Raw genomic sequence first — 14864 nt, forward strand, 5'->3', positions numbered from 1 at the left:
GGCCCTAATGGGATGGGCTCTTTGTTATTTCTTTAAAGTTTTCTACTGCGGCCTGGGCAAATTCTGGGTCATTGATGTTGAACGGATAGTGCACCAAGCGGCGTTTATCAGTTTGAATGACGGTCTCTTCCAGCGTATCAATAAAGGCTTTCAACGCTTTTTCATCCCAGAATGGCTGGCCCGGCGCATCCAATGCTGAGAATCCGCCGGCTGGAATTAAGAAGCGCACTTCACCCTGACAACGATTGAGCTTTTCACCAATCCAGCGTGCCATTTGAATATTCTCTTGCTCGGTGGTGCGCATCAGTGTCACTTGGGCGTTATGTTTATAGAACAAGCGATCGGCATATTTAGCCGGAATAGTTGCCGGGCTGCCGAAGTTGACCATATCCAATGCACCGCAAGAGCCGACATACGGGATGTTGCTGTGAGCAATAGCATCGAAGCGTTCCGGCCCACAGGCCAATACCCCGTCAAATAACAGGTCGCAGACCTCGGTGGTGGTCAGATCAAGTGCCCCCGCCAGCAAGCCACTTTCGGCCAGTTTTTCCATGGCTTTGCCGCCGCTACCTGTGGCGTGGAATACCAAACAGTCATATTCGTCTGATAATGCGGCACTGACGGCCTGAATACAGGGAGTTGTCACACCAAACATGGTCAAGCCCAGCGCCGGTTTATCATCAACCAGTAACTCTTCTTTGGCGAAATAGACTGCTCCGGCAATCTGGTGAGCCGCATTACTCAGTACACGACGAGAAATACGGTTAAGCCCGGCAATATCGGTGACGGAATACATCATGGCGATATCACTGGCACCGATGTAACCTGAAACATCACCAGAAGCCATGGTAGATACCATCAGTTTAGGAATACCAATCGGTAAGCTTTGCATCGCCGGTGTAATCAGCGCGGTGCCGCCGGAACCTCCCAGACCTAATAACGCGGCCACATCATCACGGCTGGCAATAAAACGCTCAAAAGCGACGGCCATTGCACTTATCGCCCGCCCCCTATCACCACAGAACACCGCCTGACGCCCATCCGGGTGATAGCCCGCTACTGTCTCGGCAGAGATATCTGCGCCACTGGCTCGTTGACCTTCTTTAGTCGATAAATCCACCGTGACCGTTGTTAGCCCGGTTGCTTTAATCAATTCACTGACATACGTCAGCTCTTCGCCTTTGGTATCTGTGGTAGTCGCGATAAAAATATGACGAGGCATCTGAACATCCTTCTATGAATGCGCGTGTAGCTCACTTCTTTTTATTGGAAGTTTATTTTCTACTTACAGCCGAACAACGAAGCGAGTTGGTTAAGATAGAATCATATTGAGACTAGAGTATCATTTTCGCAAAGGGTACTGCTGTTTTTTGAGACTGGAGTCTCAAAATTAGTTTGCAGGTGAAATGCATTCATGGCGATTTGTGCGGTCGGTTTGTTATAGTGAGCGCAGATACTCGTTATTGACCATGGAGTGACCGTGCATAATCAGGATAAACAGGAGCGCGCCTCTCCATCACTGACCACCATCAAAGCCAGAACCCGGCGGTTACTGATCGATACGGCGATGTCGATGTATGAACAAGGGACATTTCCGTCGATAACAGACGTAGCAAATGCGGCGCAACTCTCGCGCGCTACGGCTTATCGTTATTTCCCGACGCAAAGTGCGTTGGTTTCTGCCATGGTCGATGAAAGCCTTGGGCCGATATTGGCATGGCAGCCTACCCAACCAGATGCCCGGCAACGCATTGCGGAACTGCTCTCTTTTGCTTATCCACGCATGTTGCAACACGAAGGTGTACTTCGTGCCGCGCTGCATCTGTCATTGCAACAATGGGCGGCTGACCGCAGCAATCCTAACAGTGAAGAGAAGTTGGTGCGTGGTAACCGTAAGCGGTTATTGAAGCTGGCTGTCGAGCCGCTGGAAGGGAAGTTGTCACCGGAAGCCTTGCAACGGGTGATCTATGCTTTCTCGTTAATCTATGGCTCAGAAGTGTTTATGGTGCTGAAAGATATTTGGCATTTGGATGATGCGGGTATTCAAGATGTGACGCAGTGGATGGGGAAAGCGATTTTGTTGCAGGCTGAAACCGATGCCAGGCAAGCGCCTCAGGATGAGAGCCGCTAATGCCGCGGCTACATTAATTACCCAAAGTTATTGGCGTTGCAGCAAGGCAGCAAATGAACGCATCCCGATGAGCTTACACAGTCAAGTGATTCGGGTAAGTGAGTGCCGCTAACGCCGCTGCGGCGTCAAGACCGCAGGGTTTACCCAAAGTTATTGGCGTTGCAGCAAGGCAGCAAATGAACGCATCCCGATGAGCTTACATGAGTAAGTGATTCGGGTAAGTGAGTGCCGCTAACGCCGCTGCGGCGTCAAGACCGCAGGGTAAATTTATACAGCCTCTAATCGGGCGTAAGCCGCGACCAACCACTTAATCCCCTCTCCGGGGAAAGCGATTTGCAACCGGCTGTGTTCGCCGCTACCTTCCAGATTAACCACGGTACCTTCACCAAATTTAGGGTGACGCACCCGTTGACCCAGTGAGAAACCACTGTCATTTTCATTCATCGGCGTCCCCATATTGCGGTGGTTAACCGGGCGAGAAACCGTTGCACGTAGCCGTACTTCTTCGACGCATTCCTGCGGCAGTTCGCCGATAAAGCGGGATGGCCGATGATTCACCTCTTTGCCGTACAGACGGCGGCTCTCTGCATAGCAAAGAGTCAGTTTCTGCATCGCGCGGGTGACCCCAACATAGGCCAGTCGGCGCTCTTCTTCCAAGCGGCCACCTTCATCCAGTGACATCTGGCTCGGGAACATCCCCTCTTCCATACCCACAATGAACACCTGTGGGAACTCCAAGCCTTTCGCGGAATGGAGAGTCATTAATTGCACTGCATCCTGATAAGCATCGGCCTGCCCCTCTCCCGCTTCCAGCGCCGCATGAGACAAAAATGCCTGTAGTGGCATCAGATCCTGATCTTCATCCTGATAACTGTATTGGCGGGTCGCATTGACCAACTCTTCAAGGTTCTCAACGCGCGCCTGACCTTTTTCACCTTTTTCCTGTTCGTACATCGACCACAAACCGGAATCACGAATCACCCGGTCACTTTGGACATGCAACGGCATATCCGCCGTTTCATGAGCCAGGGAGTCGACCAGCTCAACAAACCGTTGCAGTGCAGAGGCTGCGCGGCCTGCCAGCACTTTTTCCTGCAACATGGCACGGGTTGATTGCCACAGCGTTAGCTGACGGTCACGGGCGGTTTGGCGCACCACATCTAAGGTACGATCGCCAATACCGCGAGTAGGTGTATTGACCACTCGCTCAAAAGCAGCATCATCATTACGGTTGGAAATTAGCCGCAAATAAGCCAGTGCATCTTTAATCTCCTGACGTTCGAAGAAGCGCTGACCGCCATAAATACGGTACGGCATCGCGGTCTGCAATAGTGCTTCTTCCAAAACGCGCGATTGGGCGTTGCTACGATACAAGATGGCACAATCATTCAGAGCACCACCGTTGTCCTGCCAGGCTTTGATGCGGTTAACCACAAAGCGCGCTTCATCCAGTTCGTTAAAGGCGCAATAGAGTGAGATCGGTTCGCCTTCGGCACCGTCCGTCCACAGATTTTTCCCCATGCGGCCATCATTATTGGCAATCAGGGTATTTGCTGCCGTCAAAATATTGCTGGTAGAACGGTAATTCTGCTCCAACCGGATGGTTTCAGCGCCGGGGAAATCTTTCAAAAAGCGCTGGATATTTTCCACCTGCGCCCCACGCCAGCCATAGATTGATTGGTCATCGTCACCGACAATCATCACATTAGAACGGTCACCTGCCAGCAGACGAATCCAGGCGTATTGGATATTGTTAGTATCCTGAAACTCATCCACCAAAATGTTGGTGAAGCGTTCACGATAATGATTAAGAATATGGGGTTTGTTTAGCCACAATTCGTGTGCTCGCAGCAACAGCTCGGCAAAATCCACCAGACCGGCGCGGTCACAAGCTTCCTGATACGCCTGATAGATACGCAGCCAGGTGGCTTCAACCGGATTGCCATAGCTCTCAATATGCTGTGGTCGTAATCCTTCGTCTTTTTTGCCGTTGATGTACCACATCGCCTGACGCGGTGGCCATTGTTTATCATCTAAATTCAGTGCTTTAACCAACCGCTTTAATAACCGTAGCTGGTCGTCGCTGTCGAGAATCTGAAAATCCTGCGGCAAGTTGGCATCCATATGGTGAGCGCGCAGCAAGCGGTGCGCCAACCCATGGAAAGTCCCAATCCACATTCCGCCCTGACTGGTGCCAATCAAGTGTTCAATACGGTGGCGCATTTCGGCCGCCGCTTTATTGGTGAACGTCACTGCGATAATTGAGTACGGAGACGCATTTTCTACTGATAACAACCAGGCAATGCGATGAACCAGCACCCGGGTTTTGCCACTGCCTGCACCGGCCAGGACCAACAGGTTGCAGCGTGGCGCAGCCACGGCTTCGCGTTGTTTTTCATTCAGGCTGTCGAGCAGATCAGAAACGTCCATAGGCACCGTTTATCGGGTAAGGGAAAATAGCGAAATCGCCGAGTATTCGGGTATTTCGCCACCATTCCACTGTGAATTTATACAGATTTATTGCAGGGGATTATAGCAATGCTGTCAGGGAAGCCAACTGAGAAATCTCAATATGTGGCAATAAGCGGCTATCACTGGCCGTCATCAGGTTCTGCTGACGGTCATTAATCCAGCAAGCCTGCATACCGCAACGTAGCGCGCCGGCGACATCGGTAGTCAAATCATCACCCACATGCAGAATCTGTTTGAGTGGGATATCCAGATGGTTTGCCGCTTTATGGTACATATCGCGAAAAGGCTTGGCACGGCCATGGGGGCCGGAACGCAGCACAAACTGGAAGTATCGATCCAGACCACAGGCTTTAGGATCGGCATTGCCATTGGTGATAGCCACCAGCGGATAATGCTCCGCCAGCGCGCTCAAAGTGTCATGGGTGGCCGCTGGCACATAAATACGGCTACGCCATAGGGCAAAATTCTCCATGGCTGCATCAGCGCCACATTGCGCCTCAGACTTACTTAAGCCATGACGTATCAAGCCCAGTTCAATCGCATGCCAACGCCACTGGGTAACATCGTGGTAGATGCCCGGGTCCTGCGCCAGCAATTCAGCGCGAAAACGGTGAAAATCAGCGGCCTGTAACTGCGCCAGATTGGGATGATACTGCTGTAAGAATGCCACCGACTCTTGTTCAGTGCGGGTAATCACTGGCCGATTATCATACAGGGTGTCATCCAAATCGAAGCTAATGGCGGAAATACTCTCGAGTGGGCGATAAAAATGCATCAGGATTTGCCTCGTTTGGCGCGTGGATGAGCAGCATCATACACTGTCGCCAGATGTTGAAAGTCGAGATGAGTATAAATTTGTGTGGTCGTCAGATTGGCGTGGCCCAGTAGCTCCTGCACCGCGCGCAAATCACCACTGGATTCCAACATGTGAGTGGCGAAAGAGTGGCGCAATTTGTGTGGGTGAATATGGCTGCTGACACCTTGCTTTACACCCCATTCGGCAAAGCGTTTTTGCACATTGCGCGCTGAAATTCGCTTACCGGTATTGGCTAAAAAGATAGCATCGTCAACAGGTTCAAATAACTCGCGCAGTTCCAGCCAATGCTCTAACCAGGTCACTGCGGTCCTGCCAATCGGTACTTTACGCTCTTTACTGCCTTTCCCCATCACCCAGACTTCACCGCTGGCTAAATCTACGTGTTTGCAGTTCATGCCAACCAGTTCGGATAGACGCAAACCCGCGCCATACATCACTTCCAGCATCGCCCGATCACGGACCGCCAAGGGATCATTGAGGTCGATATCCAACAGTTTATCGACCTCATCGACATCGATGTTTTTTGGCAGATGGCGGCCTGAACGCGGTGTACTCACCCCTTTTGCGGGGTTGGCCTGCAATACGCCCTGACTCACCAGCCAATCAAGAAAGCTGCGCAAAGCTGAGAGGCGCAGCGCAAGGCTTGAGGAATGTAAACCGGCACGTTTACTGCGAGAAACCAGTGACCGCACCTGAGCCGCGTCAAGCTGCTGCCAGTGCGCCAGGCCCATTTGCTCGCCCATTTCCATGAGTGCCTGTAGCTGGCGTCGATAACTGGTAATAGTCAGTGGACTGAGCTGACGCTCAACTTTGAGATAACGCAAGAAAGCCTCTACCTGCGGGGCAAGTGAGGCACTGAATTCGGTCATACCGGCTCTATCCAACGCTCCAGCAGGCTCGGCAATAACGTCGATAACTGATTCAGCATCACGGTACCCATGCCCTGCTGATAATGTTGCGTATCACGGCTGCTGAAGATAATGACACCTAGATCGCCATCTTTGCCCAGTAACGAGAGTGCGACCGACCCTACCTGCTTGGCCTGAGGCAATAACAACAGCAGTTCCGGCCCGTTCAAACCGCCCAGATAATGGTTATCGCTCCCCAAACGCTGAATACGTAGTGGCTCGAAGGCGTGACGGGCAAGTGCCAAATGGGTGAAATCAGACGGCGCACCAATATGCCAGCGGTCACTGAATAAGCGCACATTAGCACCTGCCAAGCCGAAGTCGCGTGCCCAGCGCTGCAAGCGATTAAGCATATCTTGCAAGCTGCTGGCCGCAGCCAAATTGCTTTGTAGTTGCAGCAAGCGATTAAACAACACTTCATTCAAGCCCGCCTGCTCCATTAGCAAGGTGATCTCTTCTTCCAACTGACCAATCTGATTACGTTGTCGCCCTAGCTGCCACTCCACCAGCGAGACACTGCCGCGAACAGGATGAGGAATATGCATCTGTTCGACCAGACGGGCATTGCGGATAAAAAAGTCAGGGTTTTGCAATAAGTACTGCATGACAGCATCGTCGTCCAACTCGATGCCAGCTAACGCCTGCTCCTCATAACTTTTCATTTAATACCCGCCATAATGAATATTTATACCCTAAATAATTCGAGTTGCATGAAGGCGGCCAACACACATGCAGCTTGAAGTATGACGGGTATACTATAAATGAATGAAGCCATCATACACATGTGTTGCCGGCCCGGTCATATACAGTGGGTGGCCCGGCCCTTTCCAACTGATATGCAAGCTGCCACCTGGCAGTTCAACATGAACCTCTTCAGCCAACAACTCTTGCTGGATCCCCACCGCCACTGCTGCACAAGCACCGCTACCACAGGCTTGCGTTTCGCCAGCACCGCGCTCATATACCCGTAAGTGTATATGCTCGCGGCTAACCACCTGCATAAAACCAATATTAGCCCGTTCGGGGAAGCGCTCATGGCTTTCCAATACTGGACCCAGCAAGGCAACATTAGCAACCGAAACATCATCAACCTGCATCACACAGTGAGGATTGCCCATTGATACCACGCCGCACAACACCGTATGTTCCGCCGCGCGTAAAATGTAGGTTTTCTCTGCTTTAGTTGCTCTGAAAGGCACCGTTTGCGGGTCAAAATTGGGTTCGCCCATATTGACACAAACCAGCTCGTCTTCAGTAACACTCAATATCATGCGGCCAGTTTGGGTACTCACACTGATATCACGTTTATTGGTCAACCCTTTCAACCGAACAAACCGGGCAAAACAACGTGCACCATTGCCACACTGAGAAACTTCGCTGCCATCGGCATTAAAAATACGGTAGTGAAAATCCAGCTCAGGATCATAAGGCGGTTCAACCACCAGCATCTGATCAAAGCCCACGCCAGTGTGCCGGTCTGCTAATCGACGAATTAACTCCGGCGAAAAGTAAACATTTTGGGTAACTGCATCGACAACCATAAAGTCGTTGCCAAGACCGTGCATTTTGGAGAACTGCATTTCATACTCCGCTGACTTTCATTTACCGGCTAAATTTGGCACGGGCAAATTAAATACTGACTCAATCTGGCTGCGATAAAAATAATTACTGCGGCCCGGCAATAGATTTTGTCTGGTTGGTACCTGACAGGTCCTGCTGGTTTCGCTCTACCTGACCACTATCCGGTTGCGCGGTTTCTACTTTTGGTTTGTCAGCGGGTGGAAAATATAACGGGCCTTTCAAGCCACAACCCGCCAGTGCGAATACCATCATCGCAGCCAGCGGCCAACATAATTCTTTTTTCATTTTTAACGCCTGTAAATTGTTTTAGCACCTATTATACCCAAAGAATCTGGCGTTGCAGGTTGGCCGCAAACGAATCCCAATGCGCTTACATCGGTAATTGATTCGGGTGAGTGCACACTGCTAACCCCTGCGGCTTCAAGTATGAAGGGTATATCGCATTAATACTTGTGATTCATGCGTCCATGCTCTCTATAATCGCAGGTGGATCATGAAAAGCAATAGGAATTGAATATGAACGATAGCGAGTTTCATCAGTTAGCCGATCAATTGATGCTTTACATTGAAGAGACACTGGATGGTTTTAGCGGCGATAGTGATGTCGATTATGAAACCAATGGCGGGGTGATGACCCTGACATTCGAAAATGGCAGTAAGATTGTTATCAACCGCCAAGAGCCACTGCATCAGGTATGGTTGGCGACTAAAGCAGGTGGTTACCATTTCAATTATCGTGAAGGCCACTGGTATTGCTCACGCAGCGGCGAAGAGTTCTTCGCCAAATTATCTCAAGCGGCTAGCGCGCAGGCGGGTGAAGAGGTGAGTTTTATCTAGTCGCATGCGGCTTCAAGGACACAAGTCATTCCCCAAAGTCATTGGAGTTGCAGGTAAGCAGCCAGCAAACGCATCCCGATGAGCTGACTCAAGTCAGTGATTCGGGTAAGAGCGCGCAGCTAACACCCCTGCGGCTTCAAGGACACAAGTCATTCTCCAAAGTCATTGAAGTTGCAGGTAGGCAGCCAGCAAACGCATCCTGATGAGCTGACTCAAGTCAGTGATTCGGGTAAGAGCGCGCAGCTAACACCCCTGCGGCTTCAAGGACACAGGGGAAATTAATGTAACTGCAACTGCTGCGCAGGCTGGCTTGGCTCTTTGTCGACGATATATAGATGGGATAATGTGTTGCTGCGAAAAGGGATCACTTGGGTACGGCCATCTAATTGCACAATTTGGTAGAACTGCGGCAGGTTAAAGTTAATAAAGCTGGAGCCGTAGGTAAAACGGTCGTGAGACGATGAATAAAAACGGCTGACATCTCGCACCAACTCCTCTTTACTGCCCTCGCAGTGGTGATAAACCTCAACGCGGTTTGATTCATCCAAAATATAAATGTTAAAGCCTTTTTCATCTGCGGTGCCTTCGAAGAAGAACTGAATGATCCCTTCGCTGGCAAAACCGTCCACCACTGGCGGCAGATGAATTTGATCGGTTTCTACCTGAATCGATAGCCCATGCAGTTTGTTATTAGAAATCGCACCGTAAAATTCGACCGCATTTTCCAATTTTTGAACGGAAACACTCAGGCGTTCAAAGAACAAACCCCAGGTCTGGCCGGAAACTCGTACCGCTTTAAAACGGCCCGGTTCCTGACGGGTACTGGATAAGCGCAACTCAATACACTCGGAAACCAACTGCTGAATGCGGGTACGAATCAAACCACGCAAATGCTGGCTGTAACAGAACACATCCACTGACTCCGGCGGTGCCGCATCCTGATGCATTTTGCCTAAAATGGTTTTCAATGCTTCCAACACCGCCTGCTCACCACTGAAATGCAAGGTTCGCACTTCATTCCAGGAGTTGCGGTACAGCAAATCGATACTGCCCACCAGACACTGCTGCTGCTCGCCAAAACTGAATACATCCAGTTTACGGAAATCAAAATGCACCACCTGATTGCGGAAAGCCGCTGTCGGGTCATGCTCTAAATTGACGATAATCGCCAAATGGCGAATCTCACACGGGCTATAGAGTGCTTTAGGTGTCGGTGCAGGCAAGCGCAACGGGAAGTGGTGAGAGATATCCGTCACCAATTCTTGCAATTTCACCGTATCGCACAGATTGGCGCTTTTAATATGTAGCCGTGTCTTGCTGGTCAACAGGCCGTTGAAATAGGCCCAGGACACCAGTTTGTTCAGGTAACGGTTATATTCCAGCGGCTGGTGACTCACAATCGCATCCATAGAGGGCGCTTGATTATATAAGTACCAACCCGCGCGGTTAGCACGGCCTGCCGGAACATGAATGAAAGTCAGATGTTCTTCCGATAAATCCGGTGAAATTTGCGGGTTAACCAGCGTCACTTTGCCAGGTAAAGCTTCAAATGCCGCGTACAGTTTACGGGTCAAAACGCCGATATCCTGCGGACTGGCACTGACACTCAGATTGTTGCGCCGCGCGAAACGGATCAAATTGCGATAACTCTGCATCATCGCATCCAACAGCTCGTTATGCGCTTCACGTACCCGCTCAATCTTCCAGTTAGCACGGTTATCCAGCACCGCCAAACTCTCGTCACTCCAGCCCCATTCACTGACCAGTTGGCTGAGGATTTCACGCCGCCAGCCGACACTCGCCGGGCTACGGGACAGTTTTTCGCACACTTTCAGATAGAAACAACGCCGCACCAAATTCAGACGGGTGGTGTCATTGATTTGGGTCAGATAGCGAGTGACGCGATCAAGCATCATGCAATAAGCATCAAGACCGAAAGCCACAATTTCACCGGCATGCAGGCGCTGTTTGATCTCCATCGCCAGCAATTGAGAATTGGGGTATTCCCACGAATACGCTTCCAGCAATAAGGTTTTCAGCACCGCCTTATAGGGCGAATCGATACTTTTATACAATTGCCACAAACTGGCACCGAAATACTCTTCGGCTGACAGGGTGCTCAAACCGCCCAAATCCAGCCACTCATTCGGTGTTAATACGCCCTGCGCATAGAGCGACAGTACGTAATCGTCATAATTATTTTCTTCTTCGACCGGAACCATATTCCACAGAATACGTTTCCCTGCCAGACGAACCGCGCTGCGGTAAAACTCATCCAGCAATAATATGTGTTGGGTTGAACCGCAATCTTCGCCCCCCAAGCTGCCACTGGCATTATGGCGGAAACGGTTTTCATCTATCAGGAAGAAGCTGACTTCAACACCCATTGATGCAGCCCATTTTTCCAGCAGACTGCATTTTTGTTGCAAGCGGTTACGCTCTTCAGAATCGAGCCAGGCCTGATGGCACACCCAAACATCAAGATCTGAAGTATGGCATTGCCCAATAGAGGAAGTGCTACCCATAGAATAGACGCCGGTAATCGGCAGTTCGCCGCCGACACTCTGTTGCAAAGGTTCGCCCCACTTGGCTTCAACCTCAGACAGATAATCCTGTTGCGTTTCATTGGACGTAAAAAGGCAGACGCCATGGGGAACGTTACCATCAAGGTAACCCGGCATCAGTGGATGATGATAATGTAGTAGGGTCGGTAGCAGACTGTAGACCTTTTGGAAGGCTGGCCCCATAGCCGCCAAGGCGCGATCGACTCGTAATTGGTTGATCGCATCCAGTCGCTGTTTCAGTGTCTCGATGTAGAGGTACAAGACGTCTCGCCTGGTTATTCCGGTGCTTAGAATTGTTCCGGTGCTTAGAAAAAAACCCGCGTCCCAGATTCGTTTATTACTTTTTTTGACTTTCAGCGAAAAATGTACTTTTTGTTGTACTGACCAAAAAACATTTTGTTTGAAGACATTTTGTTTGAATAACAATTAACGAATTATTGCTGGAAACGTGATCAATCTAACACCTTGCCGATTGACCGTAAAGCTATCCCTACAATTGTAATGTCTATCTATACCTTTCTTAGCTGACATTCACAGGTAGGTTGGCTGATAACGACGCCGTGGTATTAAGGAAGAAGTTATCCCGCCATGTATTTGTTACAATAGCTGCTTTCTTGTGCTCTTATCCGTCGTCTTCATGTGGCTATCGCACTGACAGCATTCACTGGTCAATGATAGGATGGGCCGCAAAATATAAAACGGTAACAAGCAATGTTAGACAAAATTATTCGAATTGCCACGCGACAAAGCCCGCTCGCCTTATGGCAAGCACATTATGTTCAACATTTACTGCAAGCCAATCATCCCGGCTTGCAGGTTGAGTTGGTCCCAATGGTTACCCGTGGGGACATCATTCTGGATACCCCACTGGCAAAAGTCGGTGGTAAAGGCTTGTTCGTCAAAGAGTTAGAGCTGGCCCTACTGGAAGATCGCGCGGATATCGCCGTCCACTCCATGAAAGATGTGCCCATCGCCTTCCCTGAGGGCTTGGGTCTGGTCACCATTTGTGAACGCGATGATCCACGTGATGCTTTTGTAGCGCCACATTTTGCTCATCTCGATGATTTACCTGCGGGCAGCATCGTCGGCACCTCCAGCCTGCGTCGCCAGTGCCAATTGCGCGAGCGTCGCCCGGACCTGATTATCCGCGACCTGCGGGGTAATGTAGGCACTCGCCTTGCCAAGCTTGATAACGGCGATTACCACGCGATTATACTGGCGGTTGCGGGCCTCAATCGCCTGGGGCTGGCATCGCGGATTCGCTACGCCATGCCCGCCGAGGAGTCGTTACCGGCTGTCGGTCAGGGTGCCGTCGGCATTGAATGCCGCCTGGATGACGATTTTACCCGCCAACTGCTGGCACCACTCAATCATCGTGCCACCGAGCTGCGAGTATGTGCCGAGCGAGCCATGAACACCCGTCTCGAAGGAGGCTGTCAGGTGCCGATCGGCAGCTATGCTGAGTTAGAAGGCAACACGCTGTGGCTCCGTGGATTAGTCGGTGCGCCGGATGGCAGTGAGATCATTCGCGGTGAGCGCCGAGGACCGGCGGAGAATGCAGAGCAAATGGGGATTGAGCTGGCCGATGAGTTACTATCACGTGGTGCGCGCGCAATATTGGCCGATGTTTATCAGGATACCCCCCCACTATGACCATTTTGGTAACCCGTCCATCTCCTGCTGGAGAGCAGTTAGTCAGTCGCCTGCGTGCGCTGGGCCGGGTTGCCTATCATGCGCCATTGATTGATTTCTCTCCGGGGGTAGATCTGCCTAAATTACCGGCATTGCTCCAAGAGATGCAAGCTGGTGATCTGGTATTTGCGTTATCACAGAATGCTATCCGCTACGCTAACCCACTGTTAAAAAGAAATAACCTGTTATGGCCAGCACAGTTATCTTATTATGCTATTGGCCGTACCACCGCATTGGCATTGCATACTGCCAGCCGTTTGCATGTCACCTTCCCCCCGATGGGGGAGACCAGCGAGATGCTGTTATCATTACCAGACCTGCAAACACTGTCCGGTAAAAAGGTGTTGTTACTGCGCGGTAATGGCGGGCGGGAACTGCTAGGCGAAAGTCTGGCACAGCGAGGCGCGGCAATTACCTACTGTGAATGTTATCAACGCAGCCCCATCTTTTATGATGGCAGTGAGCAAAGTGCGCATTGGCAACGTGCGGGGGTCAATATTCTGGTAGTGACCAGCGGCGAAATGTTACAACAGATCTATACTTTAGTTCCTGATTACTATCGTTCTTCGTGGCTGCTACGCTGCCGCCTGGTTGTAGTGAGTGAGCGTTTGGCTGCCCTGGCCGCCCAAATGGGCTGGCGTGATACCCGGGTGGCAGAAAATGCGGATAATGACGCGCTGATCCGCGCGCTACAAGACTTTCAATAAACCTGAAACCTGACTATGGGATGCCCAATATGACGGAACAAAATACCCCATCCGCACCAGTGGAAGAGACAACCACTGCGGTTGAGAGGCACCAACAGCCAGAACCTGAAGGCCGCCGGGAGAAACGAACCGGCCCAATTCTGGGTGCCATTGCTATTGCATTGGCTATCGCGCTGGGTGCCGGGCTTTATTATCACGGACAGCAGCAGGCTCAGTTACAAGATGTGGCGAATATCGCGCTACAAGAACAGTTGGCTGAACTAAAACAGAGCCAATTGCAGGAAAAACAGCAGCTTGAGTCATTACTACAACAGCAAGGCAAAGCGCTGGAAGCAGCAGATCGTCAGCAAACCTCGCTGATCCGCCAACTTAACGAATTACAGGAAAAAGTCGCCACTATTTCGGGTAGCGATGCCAAAACATGGCTACTGGCACAGGCGGATTTTCTGGTGAAAATGGCTGGGCGCAAACTGTGGAGTGATCAGGATGTCGCCACCGCAGCGACTTTACTGAAAAGTGCCGATGCCAGTCTGGCTGACATGAATGACCCAAGTCTTATCGACGTACGCCGCGCACTCACCGAGGACATCAGTACCCTTTCAGCGGTAAGCCAGGTGGATTTTGACGGCATTATCCTCAAACTGAATCAGCTGTCGAATCAGGTGGATAATCTACGTTTGGCTGATAACAATACCGATGATTCGCCGATGGATGCCGATAGCGATGAGCTATCCAGTTCATTAGCCGAATGGCGTCAGAATCTAACCAAAAGCTGGCACAGCTTTATGTCTGATTTTATTACTATCCGCCGCCGTGATAGCAGCGCAGAGCCACTGCTGGCACCGAATCAGGATGTTTATTTACGCGAGAATATTCGCTCCCGCTTGCTGGTCGCGGCTCAGGCAGTCCCTCGCCATCAAGACGAAGTGTACAAACAGTCACTGGAGACTATCTCCACTTGGGTTCGCGCTTATTTCGATGTGAATGACCCGAGCACCAAAGCTTTTCTGGATGAGCTAGAGAGCCTGAGTCAACAGTCAATCTCAATGGACGTACCTGATCAATTGAAGAGCCAGCCAATGCTGGAAAAATTGATGCAAACCCGGGTTCGTAACTTACTGGCACAACCGCCAGTTGCCGCTCAGGGGGAATAAG

The 14864-nt window shown here is 50.9% G+C and carries 13 protein-coding genes; 5 read left to right on the top strand and 8 right to left on the bottom strand.

Annotation, left to right across the window (positions count from 1 at the left end):
* Positions 1 to 4: 4 nt before the first annotated feature.
* Positions 5 to 1222 carry a Tm-1-like ATP-binding domain-containing protein gene (locus tag V1956_RS00965; protein WP_420074256.1) on the bottom strand — a complete coding sequence of 406 codons (1218 nt, stop codon included), beginning with the start codon at positions 1220 to 1222 and terminating at the stop codon, positions 5 to 7.
* Positions 1223 to 1480: 258 nt separating this feature from the next.
* Between V1956_RS00965 and V1956_RS00970 the strand changes: the two genes are divergently transcribed.
* Positions 1481 to 2131, top strand: coding sequence for a TetR/AcrR family transcriptional regulator (locus V1956_RS00970; protein WP_372560067.1), 651 nt, complete (start codon positions 1481 to 1483; stop codon positions 2129 to 2131).
* A gap of 267 nt (positions 2132 to 2398) precedes the next feature.
* On the opposite strand, the gene uvrD is transcribed toward V1956_RS00970, so the two are convergent.
* The 6 genes from uvrD to lptM form a co-directional block, all read right to left on the bottom strand.
* Positions 2399 to 4561 (bottom strand): DNA helicase II, encoded by a 2163-nt coding sequence (gene uvrD, locus V1956_RS00975; protein ID WP_050073972.1) that lies wholly within the window; start codon positions 4559 to 4561, stop codon positions 2399 to 2401.
* A 100-nt stretch (positions 4562 to 4661) separates the two neighbouring features.
* Positions 4662 to 5378: a 5-amino-6-(5-phospho-D-ribitylamino)uracil phosphatase YigB gene (gene yigB / locus V1956_RS00980; protein WP_083161913.1), complete on the bottom strand. Its 717-nt coding sequence runs from the start codon at positions 5376 to 5378 to the stop codon at positions 4662 to 4664.
* Positions 5378 to 6289, bottom strand: coding sequence for a tyrosine recombinase XerC (gene xerC, locus V1956_RS00985; RefSeq protein ID WP_372560069.1), 912 nt, complete (start codon positions 6287 to 6289; stop codon positions 5378 to 5380). Before xerC ends, yigB begins: the two co-directional genes overlap by 1 nt.
* Entirely contained in the window at positions 6286 to 6990 is a 705-nt protein-coding gene (locus tag V1956_RS00990) for a DUF484 domain-containing protein (RefSeq protein WP_083161909.1), read from the bottom strand. The genes xerC and V1956_RS00990 overlap by 4 nt, the downstream gene beginning before the upstream one ends.
* A 93-nt stretch (positions 6991 to 7083) precedes the next feature.
* Entirely contained in the window at positions 7084 to 7908 is an 825-nt protein-coding gene (gene dapF / locus V1956_RS00995; RefSeq protein ID WP_372560070.1) for a diaminopimelate epimerase, read from the bottom strand.
* A gap of 85 nt (positions 7909 to 7993) precedes the next feature.
* Positions 7994 to 8194, bottom strand: coding sequence for an LPS translocon maturation chaperone LptM (gene lptM / locus V1956_RS01000; RefSeq protein ID WP_083161905.1), 201 nt, complete (start codon positions 8192 to 8194; stop codon positions 7994 to 7996).
* A 231-nt stretch (positions 8195 to 8425) separates the two neighbouring features.
* Between lptM and cyaY the strand changes: the two genes are divergently transcribed.
* Entirely contained in the window at positions 8426 to 8746 is a 321-nt protein-coding gene (gene cyaY, locus V1956_RS01005) for an iron donor protein CyaY (protein ID WP_083161903.1), read from the top strand.
* Positions 8747 to 9024: 278 nt separating this feature from the next.
* On the opposite strand, the gene V1956_RS01010 is transcribed toward cyaY, so the two are convergent.
* Entirely contained in the window at positions 9025 to 11571 is a 2547-nt protein-coding gene (locus V1956_RS01010; protein ID WP_372560072.1) for a class I adenylate cyclase, read from the bottom strand.
* A gap of 450 nt (positions 11572 to 12021) precedes the next feature.
* On the opposite strand from V1956_RS01010, the gene hemC reads away from it, so the two are divergent.
* From hemC to hemX, 3 genes are read left to right on the top strand one after another with little or no spacing between them, the layout of a single operon-like run.
* On the top strand, positions 12022 to 12963 hold the full coding sequence (gene hemC, locus V1956_RS01015) for a hydroxymethylbilane synthase (RefSeq protein WP_372560073.1): 942 nt from the start codon (positions 12022 to 12024) through the stop codon (positions 12961 to 12963).
* Positions 12960 to 13709: a uroporphyrinogen-III synthase gene (hemD, locus tag V1956_RS01020; protein WP_372560074.1), complete on the top strand. Its 750-nt coding sequence runs from the start codon at positions 12960 to 12962 to the stop codon at positions 13707 to 13709. The genes hemC and hemD overlap by 4 nt, the downstream gene beginning before the upstream one ends.
* Before the next feature lie 29 nt (positions 13710 to 13738).
* Positions 13739 to 14863 carry a uroporphyrinogen-III C-methyltransferase gene (hemX, locus tag V1956_RS01025; protein ID WP_083161894.1) on the top strand — a complete coding sequence of 375 codons (1125 nt, stop codon included), beginning with the start codon at positions 13739 to 13741 and terminating at the stop codon, positions 14861 to 14863.
* Position 14864: the final 1 nt, after the last annotated feature.

Origin of the sequence: Yersinia sp. 2540 StPb PI, assembly GCF_052217165.1 — a bacterium.
GTDB lineage: Bacteria > Pseudomonadota > Gammaproteobacteria > Enterobacterales > Enterobacteriaceae > Yersinia > Yersinia enterocolitica_E.